A 23,020-nucleotide genomic window follows, 5' to 3' on the forward strand; every position below is an offset into this window, starting at 1 on the left:
GTTCTTTATGCGCAAGGAAATGATTTTCGGCATCGCACTGGCACTTGCCTCTACCGGTGCATTCGCATCATTCAGCAGCCAAGACGCTGATGGTAACGGCAAGGTCAGCAAAGACGAATTCTATGGCGCGGTTTCCGATCAAGGGAAATTTTCCGATTGGGATCTGAACGGCGATGGTCTGATCGATGAAGACGAGTTCAATGAACTCGGTTATGACTGGGATTATGATACCTGGGATGCCAACTCCGATGGTTACCTCGACTCAGGTGAATTCTATGACGGCATCTACACGACATATGATGCCAACGAAGATGGCCACTGGGACGATGGCGAATGGGATGACGCCGGCGACGATGGCTGGTTAGACGTTTAAACATTTAGCTTGAACCGTAAGAAAAAGGCGACCCATCGGGTCGCCTTTTTCGTTGGCTCTTCAAACATCAACCTTCAAAAAGCAACAACAGCGATAGCGCGAACAGCACCCACATGGTGGGCTTGATTTCCTGAGTCTTACCCGCCGCCAGCTTGACGATCACGAACGTGAGAAAGCCGAAGGCGATCCCGTGCGTGATCGAATAGGTAAAGGGAATCAGCACCATGGCGACGAAGGCCGGGATGGCATCGTCGAACTGGTGCCAATGGATCTTGCGAATGGGGTCCATCATGAACACGCCGACCAGAATCAGGGCCGGCGCCGTGGCAATCGCCGGCACCAACGACAGCAGCGGCGAGAGGAACAGAAACGGCAGGAACAACACCGCCACGACCACCGCGACGAGCCCAGTACGGCCGCCCTGACTGATCCCCGCAGCGGATTCTACATAGGCATTGGCCGGGCTGGTTCCCAGCGGCCCGGAGATCAGCGCGGCGCTGGCATCGACGATCATCGAGCGCCGAATGTTGCGCGGATTGCCATCGGCATCCTTCAGGTTACCCGCCTCGGATACCCCCATAAAGGTGGAAAGCGCATCGAAAAAAGTCGTGAACAGCAGCACGAAGATGAACGGCCAATAGGCCACCGATAATGAGCCCCACAAATCGAGTGCCATCAAACCACTGAGATCCGGCATGGCGAAGATCCCGTTGAAATTGACCAGCGTCGACGACGCCATGTCCTCGGGAAAGTAACGGCTGCCGTCGCCCCACAGGCGGCCGATCGGCACGCTGGCCAACGTGGTGAAGACGATCCCCAGAATCAGCGCGCCGGGCACATTGCGCACCACCAGCCAAGCAGTGACCGCGAAGCCGATGAGAAAGGTCACCAGCACCGGGTCGAGCGAGGCCATGCCCACCACTGTGACCGGGTTGGGCACGATGAACTGCGCGTTGACCAGGCCGATGGTGGTGATGAACAGCCCGATACCGCAGGCAATGGCGTAACGCAATTGCGCCGGTATCGCATCGATCACCAACTGGCGCGCATTGAACGCCGCCAGCAGCGCAAAGATGACTCCAGCCCAGAACACGCAGCCCAGCGCGGTCTGCCATTCCATGCCCGCCCCCAATACCATGGTGTAGGCGAACAGCGCGTTGATGCCCATGCCAGGCGCCACCAGGATCGGATTCTTGGCGTAAAATCCCATCATCACACTGCCGAAGAAACTGACCAGCACGGTGGCGGTCAAGGCACTGGAAAAGGGCACACCAGCATCGCTCAGCACCGTCGGATTGACGACGATGATGTACATCGAGGCCAGGAAGGTTGCGATCCCCGCCAAGATCTCGGTGCGCGGGGTGCTCCCCTGGGCCCGGATGCCGAAAAGTCGTTCGAACACGTCGCGTTCTCCACACAGGTTGGGTTGGAATGAAACGTCGCGCAGTATAGCCAATGCTGGTCGACATGCTCATCCCCTGGCCTGATCAGTGCTTGCCACGCCATGGCTGCAAAAAGCCTCTGGCCTGTGCCATGATCTGACAAGCATTCACGTGCACCACGTCCACGCGGGAGAAGACCATGAGTTCCGAAGACAACCTGCTGCCGCTGATCGTCGAGCCCGAGCAGCTCGCCGAGCATCTCGGCGTCCCTGAACTATTGATCGTCGATGTACCGCTCAAGGCCGACAGCTACACCGACGGCCATGTGCCTGGCGCGGTGTTTCTCGACCATCGTCGCCTGCTCGCGGGCGATGGCCCGGTACCCAACGACGTCCCCAACGAAGAAGCGCTTTCCGCGCTGTTTTCCGAACTTGGCCTGACCCGCGACACTCACGTGGTGGCCTATGACGACGAAGGCGGCGGCTGGGCCGGGCGCCTGCTATGGACGCTGGAGCTCATCGGCCACACCCGGTATTCCTATCTCAACGGCGGCATTCATGCCTGGCGCGGCGACGGGCAGCGCTTCGAGCGCGAACCAAGCACGCCCACGCCCAGTGATTACCAGGCGACGATCCACCAACCCCAGGCTCAGATCCGCCGTGAAGAACTCATTGACCGCCTGGGTGAACGGGAGCTCGCGGTCTGGGATGCTCGCTCGCCGGACGAATATCGCGGAGAAAAAGGCAAGAACACCCATATGGGACATATTCCCGGCGCCGTCAATTTCGAGTGGACAGATGCCATGGACCCCGAACGCCACCTGCGCCTGCGCGATTACGCCGAACTCATCGCCGAGCTCGAGGCGAAAGGCCTGACGCCAGACATGGAAATCGTCACCCATTGTCAGACCCATCATCGCAGTGGCTTCACTTGGCTGGTGGGCAAAGCCCTGGGCTTCGAGAAGATGCGCGCCTACCCCGGCTCATGGCAGGAATGGGGCAACCGCGACGATACACCGATAGAGAAGTAAGCACCGCGCGCCCCGTGCATACCGGGAGCTATTGCGCCCATGACGCCACGCCCCTATCGTGGCATGCCTTTCGACCTTGCCGTGGATATGCCCGTGGATCGCGACGAACTCTTCGCCAGAATTCAAGACCCCCTGCCCCATCACCTGATTTCACGTGGGGTGGGCAAGCTTGCCGAGAGCCGTACGCCGTGGCTCAAGGACCTGCTCATTCAGCGTTTCATTCGTACCTTCGATGTCGACATGAGCCAGGCCGTCGACAGCGATCCCGAGGCCTACGCCTGCTTCAACGACTTCTTCACCCGCGCGCTCACCCCCGAGGCGCGGCCCATCGGCGAGGGCATCGTCTCCCCCGCCGATGGCACGCTGTCGCAATTCGGTGCCATCGATAACGGCACTCTCGTCCAGGCCAAGGGGCATACCTATTCGCTGACCGCCCTGTTGGGAGGCGATACGCATCGCGCCGCGCCCTTTCGGGACGGCCACTTCGCCACGGTCTATCTATCGCCGCGTGACTATCATCGCGTGCACATGCCGGTGACAGGCACCCTGCGCGAAATGATCTATGTGCCGGGGCGGCTGTTCTCGGTCAATCAGGCCACTGCCAACCACGTGCCAGGGCTCTTCGCCCGCAACGAGCGCCTGGTGTGCCTGTTCGACACCGAACACGGCCCGTTGGCGATGGTATTGGTGGGCGCGATGATCGTCGCCGCCATCGAGACGGTGTGGGCCGGCCAGATCACACCGCTCAGCGGCCGCGTGCAGACGACACGCTTCGACGAGCCCATCGTGATCGAGAAGGGTCAGGAGATGGGCCGCTTCAAGCTCGGTTCCACCGTGGTGATGTGCTTCGGCCACGACGTCGCATTTCGCGATGTCTGCACCGACGGCCTGATGGTCAGCATGGGGCAATCGCTCGCTTCCTAAGAGAGTCCCCATGACTGGCGGGGCAAGGCGAAGCGAGGGTCTTTTTGCCAGGGATGGCAAAAAGTAGCGCCCAGGGATGGTTTACAGCGCCCTCGCGGCGACTTGTTCCGTCAAAGCTGTGTTCTGCAATAGCACGGCTCTAAGGAAGCGCTGAATAAATCGTCGAGCAGAATGAAGCGCAAGGCGCCCGGAGCACAGAAGGCGAGACATAACATGGGGTTAGGCGAGCCTTCGAGCACCGCGTAACGCGGCGATTCGTCTGTGCAGACATTTATGCAGTGTTTCCTAACAGCGTGGCGTAGCAAACGCCATCACCTCCGCCACGCTCGCCTTGCCCAGCGCGAGCTGTATCAACCTGTCGAGCCCCAGCGCCACGCCGCTACCGGATGGCATGCCGGCCTCGAGCGCCGCCAGCAGGCGGACATCGACATCCACCTCACTGTGCCCTAGCCGCTGGCGTTCTCGATTGTCCTCGACAAAGCGCGCGGCCTGCTCCTCGGCATCGGTGAGTTCGTCGTAACCATTGGCCAGTTCCACCCCTTGCCAGTAGACCTCGAAGCGCGCGGCGACGACGGCGCCATCCTCGGGATCGAGATGACGCCGCGCCAGCGCCGCCTGACTGGCCGGATAATCGACGACGACCTCCAGCCCTTCTCGGCCGAGATGCGGCTCGATAACAAACGCCATCAGCGCGTCCAGACACGCATCGCGCTCGGCATCGTCCAAGGCCATGCCGGTCTCATGTTCGGTGGTCTGGCGTAACGTGGTCAGCGATGCAGTGAAGGGATCGAGCCCCAACTGGGTGCGAAACAGCTCACGATAGCGGCGCTGCCGACACGGCCCTGGGTCGCGCCCCAGCACGTGGCGAATCAACGCCTGGGTCTCGTCGATCAGCGCGGAAAGCGAAAAGCCCGGACGATACCATTCGAGCATGGTGAACTCGAGATTGTGACGACGCCCCACCTCGCCGTCGCGGAAGCTGCGCGCCAACTGGAAGATCGGCCCGCTACCCGCCGCCAACAACCGCTTCATGTGGAATTCCGGCGAGGTCTGCAACCACAACCGTTCGCGCCCACCCGGCGTTGAGGCCTCCAGCGACAAGCTCGCCAGGTGCGGGTCGCTGCTGCCGCCATGGCCAAGCACCGGGGTTTCCACCTCCAGTACATCGCGCTCGGCGAAGAACGCCCGCACTCGCGAGAGTAGCCGCGCCCGCTCGCGCAGCGTCGCGATACTCGCCGAGGGCTGCCAGTCGATAGACACGGAGGTACTCCTTTAACCACAAGACGCAAAAACAATGAGCGCCGCTTGCCAACTAAGCAAGCGGCGCTCGTAGCTCGTAGCTCGTAGCTCGTAGCTCGTAGCTCGTAGCTCGTAGCCCAGTTTAAGCCCGCGAGACGTATTCGCCGTTACGGGTGTCGACCTTGAGCACTTCGCCTTCGTTGATGAACAACGGCACGCGTACCACCGCGCCGGACGACAGCGTGGCCGGCTTGGAGCCGCCTTGTGCGGTATCGCCCTTGAGGCCGGGGTCGGTCTCGACCACTTCCAGCTCGATGAAGTTGGGCGGCGAGACGGCAATCGCGTTGTCGTTCCACAATGTCACGGTGTAGACGACCTGCTCCTTGAGCCACTTTTCGACATCACCGATGGCCTTCTTGTCTACCGCATACTGCTCGAAGGAGCCGTCGGTGCGCATGAAGTGCCACATGTCGCCGTCGCTGTAGAGGTACTCCATGTCCAATTCCAGCACATCGGCACCTTCCAGCGACTCGCCGGACTTGAAGGTCCGGTCCCAGACACGCCCGGTGATCAAGTTACGCAGTTTGACGCGGCTGAATGCCTGGCCCTTGCCCGGCTTGACGAACTCGTTCTCGAGGATGCTGCACGGATCCCCGTCAAGCATGACTTTCAGACCGCCCTTGAATTCATTGGTAGAATACGTCGCCATGATGCCTCGCTAGTTGCATGCGTCGTAGCGTGCGCTACGCAGATTGCTCGATGCGCCTCGTCATGGGATGACACCACCGCCATCACGAGGCCCATAGGAAATAGCCGCCCATGATAACCCGAACATCCATCGCTTTGCAGAGCGAGAATGCCGCGCCCGGCGAAGACGCCTCCGAAGGCGCCACGTTGACCCCGCGTCAGCACTCGCAGGACTGGCAAGCCCAGTTGCGCGATGCGGTACGCGATCCCCACGCGCTGTGTCGACACCTGGGGCTCGATCCCGCCTGGCTGCCGGGCGCCGAGGAGGGGCACGCCCTGTTTCCAGTACGCGTGCCGCACGCCTATCTATCGCGCATTCGCCACGGCGATGCCGACGACCCCCTGCTACGCCAGGTACTGCCCCTCGAGCGGGAAAGCGACAGCGTCGCCGGTTTCGTCAGCGACCCACTCGAGGAAGCCGAGCACCGCCCACGCCCGGGGTTGATCCACAAGTATCGCAACCGCGTGCTGCTCATCGCCAGCCCGGCCTGCGCCATCAATTGTCGCTACTGCTTTCGTCGGCATTTTCCCTACGCCGAGAATTCCCCCTCACGTGCGCAGTGGGCGTCCACGCTCGACTATCTGCGCCAGGACACCACGATCAACGAGGCCATTTTCTCCGGCGGTGATCCGTTGGCCTCGCCGGACCGGCGCCTGGCCTGGTTGGCCGAACGCCTCGCGGACATTCCGCATCTCAAGCGCTTGCGTCTGCATACGCGCCTGCCGGTGGTGATTCCCGACCGCGTCGATGGCGCGCTGCTCGACTGGCTGGCGGCCACGCGGCTGCAGACCGTAATGGTGGTGCACATCAACCACCCCAACGAGATCGACACGCACGTCGCCGAGGCCATGGCGCGATTGCGCGGCGCGGGGGTCACGCTGCTCAATCAGAGCGTGCTGCTGCGCGGTGTCAACGATGACGTCGAGACGCTCGCCCGGTTATCCGAGCGACTTTTCGAGGTGGGGATCCTGCCTTATTACCTGCATGTGCTCGACCCCGTCGAAGGGGCTGCGCATTTCGACGTATCCGATGCCGAGGCGGTATCGCTGGTCGAGACGCTACGCACCCACCTCGCCGGCTTTCTGATGCCGCGCTTGGTGCGCGAGATTCCGGGGGAGGCCAGCAAGACGCCGCTGGCTTAGGTGTGGCACTCACAGTTGTCGCCAAGCAACCGATCTCACGCCGACAGGGCGCGCGCCACGATCTCGCGTTCCCGCTCGGGCAGCGTCAGCGCTGACGCCAGCTCGTGCCCACGCGGCGACATCTTGCGCCAGGTCTTGGCGACGATGCGCACCAGCTTGTCATCATCGTGCTCACGGGCGAAATCGCTGAAATAGTGCGCCATGAAGACCAGGCAAGCGGTGTCTTCCAGCGCCTGGGTGTCCGCGTCACGCTTGAGGTTCTCCTTGCGGATCAAGGCACCGACATGCGCCACCGCCGCCTCGTCGTAGCCTGCCTCGCGGACGACCGTCTCCGCCAGCGCCGCTTGTCGACGCCCGAGATCGCGCCGCCAGGCCAGATAGCCGGGGCGATCGCGCGGGTAATCGTCACGCGGCACTTCCCAGCGTCTCAAATGCTGGGCGCGCACCGCGAGCTGCAACGGCTCCGAGGCTTCCGGGGCGACCCGCGCCAGCCAGTCGCTCATGCGCTGGGCATAGAGCAGCTCGGCGGGTTGTTCATCGCCCTCTTCTGTCATTGCGCGTTTGGGATCCTCGGCATGGGCCGCGTCCAACGCCGCCTGAGCGCGCTGAAAGGGCGTGTTCCCGGGCATGCTGACCTCCTTACGATGCGTGTTTGAGCGTGTCTGCTGGCACAAGGCTACCAATAGCGCTGCCCATGATATTCCAGCCAACCGGCGGGATGATCGCCGCCGGGATCGCGATGTGTCCAGTGCACGACACCCCCCTCAGGGTTCCATTCGTACTCACCGAAGAAACTAACCGTGTCCCCGGCTTGCAATCCCTCGAGGCGCGGTGCCAGGTCGATATTGTGCGCGATGAGCAGGGTCTGGCCGCTCGCCAAGCGCAGAATGAAGCGCTGATGGCGGCTGCCTTCGTCGTCGTCCGGCAGCACGCGTACCACCTCGCCGCGTGCCTCGACCTGAAGCCCGCTATGGTGCTGCTGGTAGGCCTCGCGCAGGGTCACGACGTCCGAACGCGCCCCTTCGCCGGCTGACGGTGCCGGTACCGATGGTGCCAGGACCGCCAGCGCTCCGGCGAGTACGAGTACCGCCGCCGCGAACGTCAGACCGAGGATGATCGCACGGCGGCGCATGCTCATGCCGACCTCAGGCCTCGCCAAACGTCTCGGCGGTGACGTTGGGCGCCGGCGCCTGCTGAGTACGCCAATGGCGGTTCAACGCGCCGAGCACGGCCTTCATGGAGGCGCTGGTGATGCTCTCGTCGATGCCGACCCCGAATATCGGCGTCTGCTCGACACGCACCTCGACATAGGCCACCGCTTCGGCATCGGCGCCCTGACCACGCGAATGTTCGTGATAGTCGATGATCTCGACATCCAGCCCGTGAGCCGCCAACGCCTTGATGAAAGACGCCAGGGGGCCATTGCCCTCGCCGGTGACGTGGCGACGTTCGCCCTGTTCATCGATCTGAGCGTCGAGACGCACGCGGGGGCTATCGTCATCCGAGCTCAAGCGATGATTGATCAGCGCATAGGGTTCGCGGCTGGTGAGATATTCGTCCTCGAAGGTGCGATAGATCATTTCTGACGTGATCTCGCGCCCGGTGCGCTCGGCCACCGTCTGCACCACCTGGCTGAATTCGATGGACAAGCGACGCGGCAGTTCGATGCCGTGCTCCTGTTCCAGCAGATAGGAGACACCGCCCTTGCCTGACTGGCTGTTGACGCGGATCACTGCCTCGTAGGAGCGCCCCACGTCGAGCGGGTCGATGGGCAGATACGGCACGCCCCAGCGGCTCTCGGGATGTTCGCGGCGCTCGGCCATGCCTTTCTTGATGGCATCCTGGTGCGAGCCGGCAAAGGCCGTGAATACCAGGTCACCGACATACGGGTGGCGCGGATGCACCGGCAACTGGTTACAGTGTTCGACCTCACGCATCAGTGGCGTGATATTGGAAAAATCGAGCTGTGGATGCACGCCTTGGGTGTACATGTTCATCGCCAGGGTAACGATATCCACGTTGCCGGTGCGCTCGCCGTTGCCGAACAGCGTGCCTTCCACACGGTCGGCGCCAGCCATCATCGCCAGCTCCGCCGCCGCCACACCGGTGCCACGATCATTGTGCGGATGCACGCTCACTACCAGGCTATCGCGCCGCGCGACGTGACGGCAGAACCACTCGATCTGATCGGCATAATGATTGGGCGTGGCGATTTCCACGGTAGCCGGCAGGTTGACGATCATCGGCTTGGCTAGGGTCGGCTGATAGACCTCGCTGACCGCCTCGACGATCTCCACGGCGAAATCCAGCTCGGTCGAGGTAAAGAGCTCCGGCGAATACTGGAAAGTCCAGTCGGTTTGCGGGCGGGCCGCCATCATGTCCTTGATCTGCGCAGTGGCATCCTGGGCGATCTGGATGCATTGCGACTTGTCGACGCCGAATACCACCCGGCGGAAGACCGGATCGGTGGCATTGTAGACGTGCACGATGGCGCGCTTGACGCCTTCCAGCGCCTCGAAGGTGCGCTCGATGAGGTGCGGCCGCGCCTGGGTCAGTACCTGGATGGTGACGTCATCGGGGATCGCGTCGTCCTCGATCAGCTCACGCACATAGTCGAAATCGATCTGCGAGGCCGAGGGAAAGCCGACCTCGATCTGCTTGAAGCCGGTCTTGACCAGCAAGTCGAAGAAGCGCCGCTTGCGCTCGAGATCCATGGGATCGATCAGCGCCTGATTGCCGTCGCGCATGTCCACGCTGCACCACACGGGCGGGTGCGTGATCCGCTGCGCCGGCCACTGGCGATCGGGCAGGTCGACGGCCTCGAAGGGACGATATTTGGTGGAGGGGTCCTTGAGCATCATGGCGTTATCTCCTTCTACGATATTCAAATGACGGGAATCGAAATGCCCTTCCCCAACCCGAAACACGACGACGCCCCGCGGCGGATAAGCACCGCGGGGCGTCGGCAATGGCATGACACATCGGCTCGCGGACCGAAGAGCGCTTGACAACGGCACGAAACGTATTCGGGGAGGTCGGGGAGCGGGAGGCAGTATTCGACATGGCTGACATTATCTTCGTTGGACTAGGCTTCGTAAGACCGTGAGGGTGACGATGCGCGAGGCATCCCGTCGGCTCATAGGCCGATGGTAAGTCGTAGGTCTAAGCGTGTTAGTCGCATGTCGAAGATCGTCATATAGCTAACTAAACAGCTGCATGCATGGCTGTCAACCGCCACTCACGATGATGGCGCCTCCTCATCGAGCGCCGCGTGACCATCTCGCCACAGGCGCACCAGCCACGCCGGGGCATGCGGCTCGTCGAGACAGCGTTGCCAATGCAACTCCCCGGTACACCGCGAGGAAAGCGTGAGGCGGAAAAACCGGCCATCGGGCGACGTGCGCGCTGCCTCGGGCAGCGTCGCCAGGGCACGCAAGCCCGCGTCGAGATGCGCCCACTGCAAGGGCGTCAGCCGGTCGCAATCGATCTCGCGCGGCGCGGCCAATCCCGGTAGATAAGCGAAACCGCCCTCACGTGCGACTGCCAGTCGCGTATCGCCCGACAGCACCGGCTGTTCGGTGTGGCTCATGAGATGACGCCTACCTCGCGCCAGGCCTCACCCACCGCGCGACGCTCGCGACTCTCGCGCCCATGCAGACGCTCGGCATGATCGAGCGTCAGGACGGCGAAGGCCGCGAAATCCGCCTCTCGACTCAATGTCGCGTCACGCATCGCGGCGTACCATATCGGCCCCACGCTTTCCCAGGCAGGTGCCTCGAGGGCCACTGCGGCAAGGTAAAACACCCGGTTGGGAATGCCTGAATTGATATGCACACCGCCGTTGTCGGCTTGGGTATCGACGAAATCGCGCATGTGGCCCGGCTGCGGATCACGCCCCAGCACGGGATCGTCATACGCCGTGCCCGGCGCCTGCATGGAACGTAACGCCCGGCCTTGCACCCGCTCGGTCAACAGTGCCGCACCGATCAGCCAATCGGCATCCTGGGGTGACTCGCCGGCGTGGTACTGCTTGACCAGCACCCCGAATACATCGGCCAGCGACTCGTTGAGCGCCCCCGCCTGATCGGCATAGATCAGGCCGACATCGCGCTCGATCACACCATGAGTCAATTCGTGCGCGACGACTTCCGGCGCCGCCGTGAAGCGTCGAAAGAGTTCGCCGTCACCGTCGCCGAAGACCATCTGCGAGCCGTTCCAGAAGGCATTGTCGTAGTCGCGAGCGTAATGCACGGTACCGATCAACGGCATGCTCTTGTCATCGATGGAATCGCGCTCGAAGACCTCCCAGTAGAACCGATAGGTCGCACCCAGCCATTCATAGGCTTCGTCCACGGCCGGATCGCCGCTCTCGGGCTGGCCTTCTTCTCGCACCAGGCGCCCCGGCAGCGTCTGCTCATGCTCGGCGCTGTGAATCCAACGGTCGGGACGCCCGGCAACGGCCCGTGCCGCATCCCGCTGCGGTGCCGATGCACCGCGCTGGCGAAACCAGTGATCGGCCTCGAGCGTCTGCTGGGCACAACGACGTAAGCGTACCGACCCTTGCACCGCGATGCGCTCGAGTACATGGGGCGGCATGAAACCACGCGCTGAGGTCTTGGTATCCGGCATGACCTTAAGGCCTCCTCGATCGACTATCGAACATACCCAGGCAGTGTGGCTCAAGATGCTAGATCAAGCGCAACGAGACGATGCCGCCGCCATGTCTATACCGGCGTCATACGATAGCGCGCGGAATTCACGGCCTCTTTCAGCGTGCCCAGTTGGTCGATATCGTCGTCATCGAGACGCTGATCGAGACGCCGCTTGGGGTTGTGAGTGTTAAGGACGACATGCACCTGGCTGGGCGTGCCATGCGCATCTTGACGCTGAACCCAGGCCAGCGCGCCATTGGCGTAGAGGGCGAGAGATCCGATCGGCGCCATGCCGAAGCGGCGGATATAGCGCTGCACCCAGGTGTTATCGAAGCCTTCGTTCCGTGTCAGCAGATGCCGATAGACCTCGCGCTGCGTCCATGCCGCACGACCAGGCCGCGGGCGCGTCATTACATCGGCGACGTCCACCACTGCCATCATGCGCGCCAGCTCGGGCAATGCGTCCCCCCGCTTACCCGCTGGGTAGCCGCTGCCATCGAGGCGCTCGTTAGCCATGCCGATCACCTGCTCGATGACATCACCATCCAGCCAACGGCAGTCGTCCAGGCGCTCGCGTATCAAACCAACGTGGGCATGGAGCTGCGTTTGCTCTTCAGGACTCAGCGTCTCGTCACGCAAAAGGCTATCGGGCAGCATACCCTTGCCCAGGTCGTGAAGCAGGGCACAGGCCACCACGGCCTTGAGGCGTTCCGGTGCCATACGCCGCGACTGGGCAAGATCCAGCATCCTCACGGCCACCATCAGGCTGTGCTGAACCAGATGCGACTCCTGGGTAAAACACGCACTCGCATACAGCAGTGCCTGACGGTCCTGCTGCCACAACGCCAGCAGCGTATCGGTGCTGCGCGAGAGCTGTGTCGAGGCCACCGGCTCACCGCTCTTCAACTGCACCAATTGCGCGTTGAGATAATCGGCAACCTTCTGCAGCCGGGACGCCACCGCGCCTCCCGGCTGCGACTTCGTTCGTCGCTGGCGCCCCCTATCTCGCCGATTATCACTCGGCGATTGAAACAACGATGAGGGTTCCAGTGGGCGTCCAGCATGCATTGCGCTACGCGCGCTTTCGCGCTCGATTTCCTTGACGCAGTACCACACCAGACGCTCCATGGCCGGCGAGAGGCTAGTGAACTCGCAGCCCGCCTGCGCTTGCGTCCATGCCTCGTCGGTACGCACGTGGCGAACGTTGGCCGGTAATTCGAAGTGACGCTGATTGGGAAACATCAGGCGGATGCTATCGATGACCTTCTCGGGCTTGAGCGCTGCCGCCGCAGCCAGTGGTAGCGCGATCAAACACCCACCCAACGAGAGATTGCAAAGCCGCCCTTCATACGGCGTGTCCTCGCCCGCCACACGTAACATGACGCCAACCTCCATGTCCGCGCGCAATGCGGCCCGAAAGCTCTGGCGGCGATGCACCACTGACACCGTCTGCGGATAATCGCACATGGCCAGCAGGCGTTCCCCCTGCTCACGCCATTCATTTACCGCGAGCGCCTGTGTGGTCAACATCGCGCCCTCGACCTGCCCCATCAGCTGGAACGTCTCGCCGCGCCGCAGCCGAGGGACGATCTCGCGAACCGCCGAGACATCCAGGCACAGTGACTCCTCCTGGACGATATCCATGATCACCACGGGCCACGGCGTTCCGTCGCCACTTTCGAAGCACAGACTCGCGCCCCCAGGGAGGGTGAGGGTCTCGAGAAAGCCGTAAAGTTCGCCGGGGTGCGTGACATCCTGGGTTGGTGCGGAATCGGGTGGCGACATTGAGGTCTCGGCGCTGACGAAGCGAAAACGAGCACCTCCGTCACGCGGCGTGCTCGTGTAAGGGTATGTAATCTATTATCGACTATATCATGTACGACTTGAATAGCGCCTGATGGCGACTACAGACGGGTCAGTTCATCCTCATGATAGCCCAACAGGTAGAGCACGGCGTCCAGCCCCAGCGTGCTGATCGACTGCCGCGCCTGTTGGCGTACCAGCGGCTTGGCGCGGAAGGCAATGCCCAGCCCCGCGCTTTCCAGCATCTTGAGGTCGTTGGCGCCATCGCCCACGGCAATGGTCTGCGCCATGTCCCACCCTTCGCGCCGCGCGATTTCACCCAGCCACCAGGCCTTGCGCTCGGCGTCGATAATCGGCTCGCGCACCTCGCCGGTGATCTTGCCCGCGTGGATCACCAGCTCGTTGGCGTGAATCTCGTCGAAACCCAAGCGCTCCTGCAGGTAACGCGCAAAATAGGTGAAGCCCCCGGAAATGATCGCCGTGCGATAACCCAGGCGCTTGAGATTCGCCATCAAGCGTTCGACGCCATCCATCAGCGGAAGGTTCTCGGCAATCTCACGCAATACCGACTCGTCGAGTCCTTGCAGCTTGGCCATGCGCTCGCGGAAGCTCTGCTTGAAATCCAGCTCGCCGCGCATGGAACGCTCGGTGACGGCAGCCACTTCCTCAAAGACACCGTGCCGGCGCGCCAGCTCATCGATCACCTCGGCCTGGATCAGGGTCGAATCCATGTCGAAGCAGATCAGCCTCGGGTGTCGGCGCCACAAGGAGTCTTCCTGAATGGCGACATCCACGCCCTGGCGCGTACCCAGCGCCAGCGCCTGTTCGCGCAGGCGGGGCAGCTCGACCGCTGCCCCGCGCAGGATGAACTCCACGCAAGCGCCATGGGGGGACTGTTCATCCAGGGAATCGCCGCCCGACAAGCGCGCAATACGCTCGACGCTCAACCCATGCGCCGCCGCCAGCTCACCGACGTCGGCGAGAATCCCCGAAGGCAGCCGAGGAGCCAGCAGGGTCAGGATCAGGCGCGGCATCTCGGTCTGAGCCTCTAGGTCTTTCAGTGTGTCCGCCGCCACCGCTTCGACCTCGACGGCAAGTCCCTGTTGGACAAGGCCTTGTGCGGCGAGATGCTCGTTCAGTTGCGATTTGAAGGCATTGGCGCCGACCTCGGCGTTCACCAGCATCTCGAAGGCGACGTGACCCAATGCGCTGTGCTGGTGGATGTCCACAAGCCGCGCCTGGCATTCCATCAAGGCCGCGCCTAGCGCTGCCAACTGGCTCGGGTGGCTGGGACCACCGGCGCGAATCAATAACCGCTGTGTCATATGGCCTCTTCTAACCTCTTTCTTCGACCTCTAGCCGGTCGACTTTCTGGAAGCCTCGCGACAACTTGCTTCCCCGCCGACCCCGCTCACCGACGTAATAGTCGATATCGCGACTCGAGAGCGTCTGCTTGCGTTTGCCGGCATGCACCACCAACGAGGCACCGGCCGGTAGCATGGCCAGGTCGCGCACGAATTCCTCCCGGTTGGCGGCCCTGGCGCCGGGGATGTCGATCATTTTATTGCCCTTGCCCTTGGCCATGACCGGCAGTTGCTCGAGCGGAAAGACCAGCAAACGCCCCTCGTTGGAGACCACGGCGATGCGCGTGCCCTCACCTTCCGGCACCGCGACCGGCGGCATGACATTGCAGCCCTTGGGTACGCTGAGCGCGGCCTTGCCCGCCTTGCTCTTGCCGATCAGATCCTCGAGCCGGGCGATGAAGCCGTAGCCGCCATCGGAGGCCAGCAGATAGCGTGCCTTGGGGACATCGAGCATCACCCCCACCATGCGCGCCCCGGCGCCGGGGTTGACGCGCCCCGTGATGGGCTCGCCCTGACTACGAGCCGAGGGCAGATTATGCGCGCTCAGCGTATAGCTGCGCCCGGCATCGTCGAGCAATACCAGCGGCTGGTTGGACTTGCCACGTGCAGCCAGATGAAAGCTGTCGCCCGCCTTGTAGGAAAGCCCTGCAGGATCGATCTCGTGGCCCTTGGCACTACGAATCCAGCCTTTTTCGGAGAGCACCACGGTAATCGGATCGGCGCCCACCAGCTCGACCTCGGACAAGGCTTTGGCCTCGCCACGTTCGACCAGCGGCGCGCGACGTGCATCGCCATAGTCGTCGGCGTCCTGGCGCAACTCACGCTCGATCAGGTCGGTCAGCGCTGCGTCGTTGCCCAGCAGCTCCTTGAGGCGTTCGCGTTCGGCGCTCAGTTCGTCCTGCTCGCCGCGAATCTTGAACTCCTCGAGCTTGGCCAAATGCCGCAGGCGCAGCTCGAGAATCGCCTCCGCCTGACGCTCGCTGAGCCCGAAGGCGTTGATCAATCCCGGTTTGGGCTCGTCTTCCTCGCGGATGATGCGGATCACCTCGTCGATATCGAGATACGCCGCCAGCAAGCCTTCGAGGATATGCAGGCGATCCTCGACCTTGTTGAGACGATGCTCGAGTCGCCGACGCACCGTCGCTCGGCGAAAACGCAGCCATTCGCCCAGGATGGCATCGAGCGCCATGACCCGCGGCCGACCGTCGAGCCCGATCACGTTCAGGTTGACGCGCACGTTCTTCTCGAGGTCAGTGGTGGCGAAAAGATGCGCCATCAGCGCCTCGACATCGACCTTGCCGGAGCGCGGCACCAGCACCAACCGCGTGGGCGTCTCGTGGGTCGATTCGTCACGCAGATCCGCCACCATGGGCAGCTTCTTGGCCTGCATCTGCGCGGCGATCTGCTCGAGCACCTTGGCGCCGCTGACCTGATACGGCAGCGCAGTGACCACGACATTGTTGTCTTCGAGCGTGTAACGGCCGCGCAGTTTTACCGAGCCGCGTCCGCTCTCGTAGAGCTTGCCGAGATCGGCCGGTGAACTGATGATTTCCGCTTCGGTGGGGAAATCCGGCGCCGGTACGTAGGCCATTAGATCACTGACGTTGGCCTCGGGATGGCGCAGCAGGTGGCAGGTCGCATCCACGACTTCGCGCACGTTATGTGGCGGAATATCGGTGGCCATGCCCACCGCGATGCCAGTCGCGCCATTGAGCAGCACATGCGGTAAACGCGCCGGCAGTACGGCCGGCTCGTCGAGGGTGCCGTCGAAGTTGGGCGTCCAGTCGACGGTGCCCTGACCGAGCTCGGAGAGCAACACCTCCGAGAACTTCGACAACCGCGCCTCGGTATAGCGCATCGCCGCGAACGATTTGGGATCGTCGGGACTCCCCCAGTTGCCCTGGCCATCGACCAGTGGATAGCGATAGCTGAACGACTGCGCCATCAGCACCATCGCCTCGTAACAGGCGCTGTCGCCGTGCGGGTGGAATTTACCCAGCACGTCGCCGACGGTGCGTGCCGACTTCTTGTACTTGGCGTTCGCCGTCAGCGACAGCTCGCGCATGGCATAAACAATGCGACGTTGCACCGGCTTCATGCCGTCGCCGATATGCGGCAACGCCCGGTCGAGAATCACGTACATCGAATAATCGAGATACGCCTTCTCGGTATATTCCTTGAGGGACAGACGCTCGACGTCGCCCTCCTCCACATGGATGTCCATGGTCATACCTCGATCTCCGCCAGGTTGCCGTAATCCTCGAGCCAGCTCTTGCGGTCGCTAGCGCGCTTCTTGGCCAGCAGCATGTCCATCATCTCGCGGGTGCCGTCATCCGCGGTAAGCGTCAGTTGCACGAGGCGGCGCGTGTCGGCGGCCATGGTGGTTTCGCGCAATTGCAGCGGACTCATTTCGCCGAGGCCCTTGAAGCGCTGGACGTTCGGCGTGCCACGCTTACCTTCCAGGCGCTTCAAGATGGCGGTCTTCTCGCTTTCGTCGAGGGCATAGTGGACCTCCTTGCCCAGGTCGATGCGATACAGCGGCGGCATGGCCACGAAGACATGGCCGGCATCGACCAGCGACGGGAAGTGGCGCACGAACAGCGCACACAGCAGGGTCGCGATATGCAGGCCGTCGGAGTCGGCATCCGCGAGGATGCAGATCTTGTGATAGCGCAGCTTGGTGAGGTCATCGCTGCCGGGGTCCATGCCGATGGCCACGGCGATGTCGTGGACCTCCTGGGAGCTGTAGATATCGTGCGCCTCGACTTCCCAGGTGTTGAGAATCTTGCCGCGCAGCGGAAGAATGGCCTGCGTCTCGCGATCGCGCGCCTGCTTGGCGCTGCCGCCGGCGCTGTCGCCCTCGACCAGGAACAACTCGGAAGCCGCCGGGTCCTGCCCGGCGCAGTCGGCGAGCTTGCCCGGCAGAGCGGGACCAGAAGTCACCTTCTTGCGCGCCACCTTCTTGGCGCTCTTCTGGCGCCGCTGGGCGGCATTGATCACCAGTTCGGCCAACGCCTCGGCTTGGTCGACGTGATGGTTGAGCCACAGCGAGAAGGCGTCCTTGACGACGCCGGAGACGAAGCCCGCCACCACGCGCGAGGAGAGTCGCTCCTTGGTCTGACCGGCGAACTGGGGATCGAGCAGCTTCACGGAGAGCACGAAGGCGACGCGCTCCCACAGGTCATCACCGGTCAACTTGACCCCGCGCGGTAACAGGCTGCGGTATTCGCAGAATTCACGCAGCGCCTCGAGCAACCCCGAGCGCAAGCCGTTGACGTGCGTCCCGCCGAGCGGGGTGGGAATCAAGTTGACGTAGGATTCCTGCAGTAACTCACCGCCTTCCGGCAGCCACTGGATCGCCCAATCGACGCCCTGATCATCGTCCTCGAAATGACCGAGAAACGGCGAGGAAGGCAGCGTTTCGACGTCGTCGGTGGCCTGGGCCAGATAATCGCGCAAGCCGTCGGCGTATTGCCAGACGTTCTGGCTGCCGTCGGTATCCACCAGTGTCACCTCGAGCCCCGGGCAGAGGACCGCCTTGGCGCGCAGCAGGTGCTGAAGACGTGGCAACGACAGCTTAGGGCTATCGAAATAGCTGTCATCCGGCCAGAAGCGCACTACCGTACCCGTGGCCTTCTTGGCACACGACCCAACGACGGCGAGTTCCTCTACCTTATCGCCGTGGGCGAAGGCCATGCCGTGGCGGTCGCCGTCGCGGCAGACCTCGATTTCCAGGCGCCGCGACAGCGCATTGACCACCGACACCCCGACACCATGCAGGCCACCCGAGAAACGGTAGCTCGATTGCGAGAACTTACCGCCCGCATGCAATCGCGTCAGGATGAGTTCGACGCCAGACACCCCATGCTCGGGATGTACATCGATGGGCATGCCGCGTCCGTCATCAGAGACCTCGATGCCGCCATCGTCATGCAGCTGCACACGAATATGCTGCGCATGACCGGCCAGCGCCTCGTCGACGCTGTTATCGATGACCTCCTGCACGAGATGGTTGGGGCGACTGGTATCGGTGTACATTCCGGGGCGCTTGCGCACCGGGTCGAGTCCCGACAGGACCTCGATGGAACTGGCACTGTATTGCGTCATGCGGTGTCCATTAAGTGAGTTCGTCAGAGCGCGCGTACGATCGTGCGTGCAGCGTCCAACCACCATGCGCGAAGATGGCCGGCAAATAATCGGCCAGGGCACTGAAGCCGTGATCGCCGCCGGGATGCACGAGCATCGAAGCACCGGCATAAAAAGCCAGCGCATCGCGGCAATCCAGTGTTTCATCGGCGCTGCCCAGCAGCACTTGATAGCGGCTCGGGTCGATGACGGCGGCGGGCGTCATGGCCTCGAGCGCTTCGCCATGGCGTGCGTCGATGGTGAAACGCTCATGGGTATAAGGATTTTCCAACGGCGCGCCCATCCATTGCGTCACCAAGCGTGCCGGCCGTACCGCGGGGTTGATCAACACCGCGCGCACTCCGAAGCGTTCGGCCAGGCAGGTAGCCAAAAAGCCCCCCATCGAACTGCCGATCAGCAAGGTGTCATTGCCCAGGGCATGCAACTCGCGCTCAGCGCATGCCAAGGCTTCATCGGGGCGATGCGGCAATTGCGGCGTAACGCACCTGGGGGGCGCCACACCTTCGCTCGCCAGACACTCGCAGGTGGCCGCGATCAAGCGCGCCTTGGGCGACGCCGCACCACTGTTGAAACCGTGCAGGTACAAAACATTGGCCACGGGCGTCATATTGGCAACAGGCGTCATATTCGCTACGGGCCTCGTCAGCATACCGCACAACCTGTACAAACAGCCAGTATCATGTTCCGTCCTGTGCTTGCCATACAGCATCGAGTAGGCCCCGGCTGGAATCGTCCAGCGTCTCAGCACCGCGCCGCGAGGCCAGAATCTGCTCGGTTTCGGAGGCGATCTGCTTGCCCAATTCCACGCCCCATTGATCGAAGGGGTTGATGTCCCAGAGGGTGGCCTGCACGAACACCTTGTGCTCGTAGAGTGCGATCAACGCGCCCAATGTGCGGGGCGTCAGGCGGTCGAGCAGCAGCGTGGTCGAGGGCTGATTGCCACGGTAGCGCTTGTGACTGGGGCGCGGAGCATCGCTGGGCAGGGCCTCGTCGCCGAGCATCAAGACCCGCGATTGGGCGATGCAGTTGGCCAGCGTCAAGCGGTGCTGGGCCTTGAGGTGCGCCCGCGTGGCCGGGTCCTCGACCCGATCGTAGCGTCGCACCGGGGCAATGAAATCGCACTCCACCGCCTGAGTGCCCTGATGCAGCAACTGATAGAAGGCGTGTTGCGCGTTGGGGCCAAGCTGTCCCCACAGTACCGGGCAGGTGGAGTACGGCGTGATCTCGCCACTATTGGTGACCGACTTGCCGTTGGATTCCATCTCGAGCTGTTCGAGATAACTGGCGAAGTATTCGAGCCGGCCATCATAAGGCAGAATCGAGTGCGCGCGCACATCCAGGAAGTTGACATTCCAGATGCCCGCCAAGGCCAGCAGCACCGGCAGGTTGTCCTCGAGCGGTGTCTCGCGGAAGTGGCGATCCATCTCGTGGGCGCCCGCCAGCAGCTCGCGGAAGTTGTCCATGCCCACCGCCAGCGCAATGGGCAAGCCAATCGCACCCCATAGCGAATAACGCCCGCCGACCCACTCCCAGAAGCGCAACTGATGACGCGGATCGATGCCCCACTCGCTCATTTTCTCGGGCTTGGCCGAGACACCGATGAAATGCTGACGCATCACCAGCTCGCTCATCTGGGTGTCTTGACCGCCGTCGGCCAAGCGCGTCATCAACCAGTCGCGCGCGGTCGAGGCGTTGGATAGCGTATCGATGGTGGTAAACGACTTCGATGACAGCACGAACAACGTGGTGGCCGGGTTGAAGCGGGTCAGATAGTCGGCGAGTTGCGAGCCATCCATGGTCGAGGCGAAATGAATATCGACCTGATGCACGTCGCGCGGGCGATAATCGGCCAGGGCGTGGGTCACCATCAAAGGGCCCAGGTCGGAGCCGCCGACGCCCAGGTTCACCACGTCGGTGATCGGCCGTCCCGTGGCACCGCGCCATTGCCCGGCGTGACATTTTTCGACCATCGCCTGCATGCGGGCCAGCGTCTCGTGGACATCGGGAACGACATCCTCGCCCTCGACCACCAGGCTCGCCTCGGGTGGCAGGCGCAAGGCGGTATGCAAGGCCGGGCGGTCCTCGGAGAGATTGACCCGCTCGCCGTCTTGCAGACGCATGATGGCTCCCTCGAGATCGGCCTCGCGGGCCAACTCGAGCAGCATCGACAGCGTCTCGTCACGCCAGCGATGTTTGGAAAGATCCAGCGTCAGCCCTACCCCGCGTCGCGTAAAGCGCGCAGAACGATCGGGATGCTCGGCAAACAAGCTCTTGAGATGCACATCACGCATCTCAGTGGCATGCGCGGCGAGCCTTTGCCAGGCCGGCGAATGGTGGATCATGGTTGACTGGGTCATGACTCGTACTCTCCTTGACAAGCTCGCTAATGGCCCTGCGGGTGCACAGCCACGGCGCGGCGCGTACAATGCGCCATTCCCTGTGGCCCGGCCACGCCTCGACTCGATGAGTGCCTCATGAGTGACGCATCTTACCGTGACGCGATCTTTTCGACACCCCTCGACCGGGTGGCCAACTTTTCCTTCGACGAACAGGTCGTCGCCTGCTTTCCCGACATGATCCGTCGCTCGGTACCCGGCTATGGCCAGATACTGGGCATGCTGGGCTTGATCGCCGAACGTCACCTGCGTTTCGGCGCACATGTCTACGACCTGGGCTGCTCATTAGGCGCAGTGACCCTGGCCCTCGCCGGGCGTTTGCCGCCCGAGGCCTTTACCCTGACCGGGGTCGACCTGTCACCCACGATGGTCGCCCGAGCGCGCGAAACGCTCGGCGAGGAATGTCCTGATCATCGCATCGATATCATCGAAGGCGATATCCGTCACGTCGATTACCGACCCGCCGGCATGATCGTGCTCAACTTCACGTTACAATTCTTGCCTCCCGAGGACCGCCGTGCGGTCATCGAGCGCCTGTACGGCGCTCTGGAACCCGGCGGTGTGCTGGTGCTTTCGGAGAAGATCGTGCTGCCCGACGAGCAGGAAAACGCCTGGCTGGTGGAACGCTACCACGATTTCAAGCGTGCCAACGGCTACAGCGACATGGAAATCAGCCAGAAGCGCACGGCGCTGGAAAACGTGCTGGTGCCAGACACCCTCGAGGCGCATCACGCCCGTCTGCGTAGCGCTGGCTTTACGCGCGTCAGCACCTGGTTTCAGTATCTCAATTTCGCCTCGATGGTGGCCTTCAAGGATGCCTGATCGCTTCCCCCTCGACCGTAGCCAACGTGCGCTGTTCGATGCTTTCCTGGACCACGGTCTGACCGAATGGATTGCGCAGCTCCCGACGCAACTCGCCAACGGCCTGGACCGTCGACGCTTCGGCGATCTACCCGCCTGGGAGAAGGCCGTCGCCAAACTCCCGGCATTGCCCGAGGCGCGTCATATCGCCCTTGACCAGGACAGCGTGCATGTCGATGTCACGCTCACCGAGAGTCAACAACGCCAGTGCGAGAACCTGCTGCGCAAGTTGATGCCCTGGCGCAAGGGACCCTACACCCTGGGCGGCATCCACATCGATACCGAATGGCGTTCGGACTGGAAATGGCAGCGCGTCGCACCGCACCTATCACCGCTCGAGGGACGCCGCGTGCTGGATGTCGGCGGCGGCAACGGCTATCACGCCTGGCGCATGGCCGGTGCGGGTGCGGCGTTCGTGCTGGTCATCGACCCGTCGCCACGCTTCTATTTCCAGTTTCAGGCCATACGCCATTTCGTAGGCGATGCCGACGCATGGCGCACACATTTCCTGCCGGTCGGCATCGAGGACGTTCCTCCACAACTCGAAGCGTTCGACACCACTTTCTCGATGGGCGTGCTCTACCACCGCCCTTCCCCGCTCGAGCATCTGGCACAACTGCGCGACACACTGCGCCCCGGCGGTGAACTGGTCCTCGAGACCCTGGTCGTGGAGGGCGATGTCACCACCGTGTTCATGCCCGGCGAGCGTTACGCCGCCATGCCCAACGTCTACTTCTTGCCCTCATCAAAGGCGCTGTCGCACTGGCTCGAACGCTGCGGTTTCGAGGACGTGAGGATCGTCGACGAGGCTCCGACATCGCTGAAAGAACAGCGCAGCACTCCGTGGATGACGTTCCAGTCGTTGGCCAACTTTCTCGATCCCGAGGATCCCACGTTGACCCTCGAAGGCTATCCGGCGCCACGCCGTGCCGTACTGGTGGCGCGCAAGCCTGAGTGACT

General features: G+C 62.8%; 20 protein-coding genes. 6 read left to right on the forward strand and 14 right to left on the reverse strand.

Annotated elements, in window-relative coordinates:
• Window positions 1–7 precede the first annotated feature (7 nt).
• The gene (locus RVY79_RS00505) at window positions 8–373 is read left to right on the forward strand and encodes a hypothetical protein (RefSeq protein WP_317462089.1); all 366 of its coding nucleotides are present in this window, start codon (window positions 8–10) and stop codon (window positions 371–373) included.
• 67 nt (window positions 374–440) lie between these two features.
• On the opposite strand, the gene RVY79_RS00510 is transcribed toward RVY79_RS00505, so the two are convergent.
• Window positions 441–1,775, reverse strand: coding sequence for an NCS2 family permease (locus RVY79_RS00510; protein ID WP_317462090.1), 1,335 nt, complete (start codon window positions 1,773–1,775; stop codon window positions 441–443).
• Window positions 1,776–1,954: 179 nt separating this feature from the next.
• Here RVY79_RS00510 and RVY79_RS00515 point away from each other — a divergent pair, with 179 nt between their 5' ends.
• Together RVY79_RS00515 and asd are read left to right on the forward strand one after the other, a co-directional pair.
• The gene (locus RVY79_RS00515) at window positions 1,955–2,785 is read left to right on the forward strand and encodes a sulfurtransferase (protein WP_317462091.1); all 831 of its coding nucleotides are present in this window, start codon (window positions 1,955–1,957) and stop codon (window positions 2,783–2,785) included.
• Window positions 2,786–2,872: 87 nt separating this feature from the next.
• On the forward strand, window positions 2,873–3,709 hold the full coding sequence (asd, locus tag RVY79_RS00520; RefSeq protein WP_317462648.1) for an archaetidylserine decarboxylase: 837 nt from the start codon (window positions 2,873–2,875) through the stop codon (window positions 3,707–3,709).
• Window positions 3,710–3,994: 285 nt separating this feature from the next.
• Here the strand turns inward: asd and epmA are convergent, their stop codons facing one another.
• Both epmA and efp read right to left on the reverse strand, forming a co-directional pair.
• Window positions 3,995–4,969 carry an EF-P lysine aminoacylase EpmA gene (epmA, locus tag RVY79_RS00525; RefSeq protein WP_317462092.1) on the reverse strand — a complete coding sequence of 325 codons (975 nt, stop codon included), beginning with the start codon at window positions 4,967–4,969 and terminating at the stop codon, window positions 3,995–3,997.
• Window positions 4,970–5,090: 121 nt separating this feature from the next.
• On the reverse strand, window positions 5,091–5,657 hold the full coding sequence (gene efp / locus RVY79_RS00530; protein WP_040242404.1) for an elongation factor P: 567 nt from the start codon (window positions 5,655–5,657) through the stop codon (window positions 5,091–5,093).
• A gap of 110 nt (window positions 5,658–5,767) precedes the next feature.
• Between efp and epmB the strand changes: the two genes are divergently transcribed.
• Complete coding sequence (epmB, locus tag RVY79_RS00535; protein WP_317462093.1) at window positions 5,768–6,838, forward strand: EF-P beta-lysylation protein EpmB; 1,071 nt, start codon at window positions 5,768–5,770, stop codon at window positions 6,836–6,838.
• 35 nt (window positions 6,839–6,873) lie between these two features.
• Here epmB and RVY79_RS00540 read toward each other — a convergent pair whose 3' ends face one another.
• The 11 genes from RVY79_RS00540 to pgi form a co-directional block, all read right to left on the reverse strand.
• Window positions 6,874–7,467 (reverse strand): DUF4202 domain-containing protein, encoded by a 594-nt coding sequence (locus RVY79_RS00540; protein ID WP_317462094.1) that lies wholly within the window; start codon window positions 7,465–7,467, stop codon window positions 6,874–6,876.
• A 47-nt stretch (window positions 7,468–7,514) separates the two neighbouring features.
• A complete protein-coding gene (locus RVY79_RS00545) occupies window positions 7,515–7,976 on the reverse strand; it encodes a DUF3465 domain-containing protein (protein ID WP_317462095.1) in 462 nt (153 codons plus the stop codon).
• A gap of 7 nt (window positions 7,977–7,983) precedes the next feature.
• Entirely contained in the window at window positions 7,984–9,699 is a 1,716-nt protein-coding gene (gene leuA, locus RVY79_RS00550) for a 2-isopropylmalate synthase (RefSeq protein WP_317462096.1), read from the reverse strand.
• Between the two features lie 377 nt (window positions 9,700–10,076).
• Window positions 10,077–10,427: a protealysin inhibitor emfourin gene (locus RVY79_RS00555; protein WP_317462097.1), complete on the reverse strand. Its 351-nt coding sequence runs from the start codon at window positions 10,425–10,427 to the stop codon at window positions 10,077–10,079.
• Window positions 10,424–11,467, reverse strand: coding sequence for a M4 family metallopeptidase (locus RVY79_RS00560; RefSeq protein ID WP_317462098.1), 1,044 nt, complete (start codon window positions 11,465–11,467; stop codon window positions 10,424–10,426). The genes RVY79_RS00555 and RVY79_RS00560 overlap by 4 nt, the downstream gene beginning before the upstream one ends.
• Before the next feature lie 95 nt (window positions 11,468–11,562).
• Entirely contained in the window at window positions 11,563–13,275 is a 1,713-nt protein-coding gene (locus RVY79_RS00565) for an HD domain-containing phosphohydrolase (RefSeq protein WP_317462099.1), read from the reverse strand.
• A 119-nt stretch (window positions 13,276–13,394) separates the two neighbouring features.
• On the reverse strand, window positions 13,395–14,618 hold the full coding sequence (gene serB / locus RVY79_RS00570) for a phosphoserine phosphatase SerB (RefSeq protein ID WP_317462100.1): 1,224 nt from the start codon (window positions 14,616–14,618) through the stop codon (window positions 13,395–13,397).
• A gap of 10 nt (window positions 14,619–14,628) precedes the next feature.
• A complete protein-coding gene (gene parC / locus RVY79_RS00575; RefSeq protein ID WP_317462101.1) occupies window positions 14,629–16,887 on the reverse strand; it encodes a DNA topoisomerase IV subunit A in 2,259 nt (752 codons plus the stop codon).
• On the reverse strand, window positions 16,884–18,764 hold the full coding sequence (gene parE / locus RVY79_RS00580) for a DNA topoisomerase IV subunit B (RefSeq protein ID WP_317462102.1): 1,881 nt from the start codon (window positions 18,762–18,764) through the stop codon (window positions 16,884–16,886). The genes parC and parE overlap by 4 nt, the downstream gene beginning before the upstream one ends.
• Window positions 18,765–18,774: 10 nt before the next feature.
• Window positions 18,775–19,428, reverse strand: a complete 654-nt coding sequence (locus RVY79_RS00585; protein WP_317462103.1) for a YqiA/YcfP family alpha/beta fold hydrolase — start codon at window positions 19,426–19,428, stop codon at window positions 18,775–18,777.
• 52 nt (window positions 19,429–19,480) lie between these two features.
• Window positions 19,481–21,160, reverse strand: coding sequence for a glucose-6-phosphate isomerase (pgi, locus tag RVY79_RS00590; RefSeq protein WP_317462104.1), 1,680 nt, complete (start codon window positions 21,158–21,160; stop codon window positions 19,481–19,483).
• A gap of 117 nt (window positions 21,161–21,277) precedes the next feature.
• Here pgi and cmoA point away from each other — a divergent pair, with 117 nt between their 5' ends.
• Both cmoA and cmoB read left to right on the forward strand, forming a co-directional pair.
• Window positions 21,278–22,021, forward strand: coding sequence for a carboxy-S-adenosyl-L-methionine synthase CmoA (gene cmoA, locus RVY79_RS00595; protein WP_317462105.1), 744 nt, complete (start codon window positions 21,278–21,280; stop codon window positions 22,019–22,021).
• Window positions 22,014–23,018, forward strand: a complete 1,005-nt coding sequence (gene cmoB / locus RVY79_RS00600) for a tRNA 5-methoxyuridine(34)/uridine 5-oxyacetic acid(34) synthase CmoB (RefSeq protein ID WP_317462106.1) — start codon at window positions 22,014–22,016, stop codon at window positions 23,016–23,018. Before cmoA ends, cmoB begins: the two co-directional genes overlap by 8 nt.
• Window positions 23,019–23,020 lie beyond the last annotated feature (2 nt).

Source organism: Chromohalobacter sp. HP20-39 (genome assembly GCF_033052815.1).
Taxonomy (GTDB): Bacteria; Pseudomonadota; Gammaproteobacteria; order Pseudomonadales; family Halomonadaceae; genus Chromohalobacter.

What these genes read in the sequence shown, in the direction of transcription:
- RVY79_RS00505 (WP_317462089.1), top strand. Translation starts at nt 8, where the DNA reads ATGCGCAAGGAAATGATTTTCGGCATCGCACTGGCACTTGCCTCTACC.
- RVY79_RS00515 (WP_317462091.1), top strand. Translation starts at nt 1,955, where the DNA reads ATGAGTTCCGAAGACAACCTGCTGCCGCTGATCGTCGAGCCCGAGCAG.
- asd (WP_317462648.1), top strand. Translation starts at nt 2,873, where the DNA reads ATGCCCGTGGATCGCGACGAACTCTTCGCCAGAATTCAAGACCCCCTG.
- efp (WP_040242404.1), bottom strand. Translation starts at nt 5,657, where the DNA reads ATGGCGACGTATTCTACCAATGAATTCAAGGGCGGTCTGAAAGTCATG.
- epmB (WP_317462093.1), top strand. Translation starts at nt 5,768, where the DNA reads ATGATAACCCGAACATCCATCGCTTTGCAGAGCGAGAATGCCGCGCCC.
- RVY79_RS00540 (WP_317462094.1), bottom strand. Translation starts at nt 7,467, where the DNA reads ATGCCCGGGAACACGCCCTTTCAGCGCGCTCAGGCGGCGTTGGACGCG.
- RVY79_RS00545 (WP_317462095.1), bottom strand. Translation starts at nt 7,976, where the DNA reads ATGAGCATGCGCCGCCGTGCGATCATCCTCGGTCTGACGTTCGCGGCG.
- leuA (WP_317462096.1), bottom strand. Translation starts at nt 9,699, where the DNA reads ATGATGCTCAAGGACCCCTCCACCAAATATCGTCCCTTCGAGGCCGTC.
- RVY79_RS00555 (WP_317462097.1), bottom strand. Translation starts at nt 10,427, where the DNA reads ATGAGCCACACCGAACAGCCGGTGCTGTCGGGCGATACGCGACTGGCA.
- RVY79_RS00560 (WP_317462098.1), bottom strand. Translation starts at nt 11,467, where the DNA reads ATGCCGGATACCAAGACCTCAGCGCGTGGTTTCATGCCGCCCCATGTA.
- RVY79_RS00565 (WP_317462099.1), bottom strand. Translation starts at nt 13,275, where the DNA reads ATGTCGCCACCCGATTCCGCACCAACCCAGGATGTCACGCACCCCGGC.
- serB (WP_317462100.1), bottom strand. Translation starts at nt 14,618, where the DNA reads ATGACACAGCGGTTATTGATTCGCGCCGGTGGTCCCAGCCACCCGAGC.
- parC (WP_317462101.1), bottom strand. Translation starts at nt 16,887, where the DNA reads ATGACCATGGACATCCATGTGGAGGAGGGCGACGTCGAGCGTCTGTCC.
- parE (WP_317462102.1), bottom strand. Translation starts at nt 18,764, where the DNA reads ATGACGCAATACAGTGCCAGTTCCATCGAGGTCCTGTCGGGACTCGAC.
- RVY79_RS00585 (WP_317462103.1), bottom strand. Translation starts at nt 19,428, where the DNA reads ATGACGCCTGTTGCCAATATGACGCCCGTGGCCAATGTTTTGTACCTG.
- pgi (WP_317462104.1), bottom strand. Translation starts at nt 21,160, where the DNA reads ATGACCCAGTCAACCATGATCCACCATTCGCCGGCCTGGCAAAGGCTC.
- cmoA (WP_317462105.1), top strand. Translation starts at nt 21,278, where the DNA reads ATGAGTGACGCATCTTACCGTGACGCGATCTTTTCGACACCCCTCGAC.
- cmoB (WP_317462106.1), top strand. Translation starts at nt 22,014, where the DNA reads ATGCCTGATCGCTTCCCCCTCGACCGTAGCCAACGTGCGCTGTTCGAT.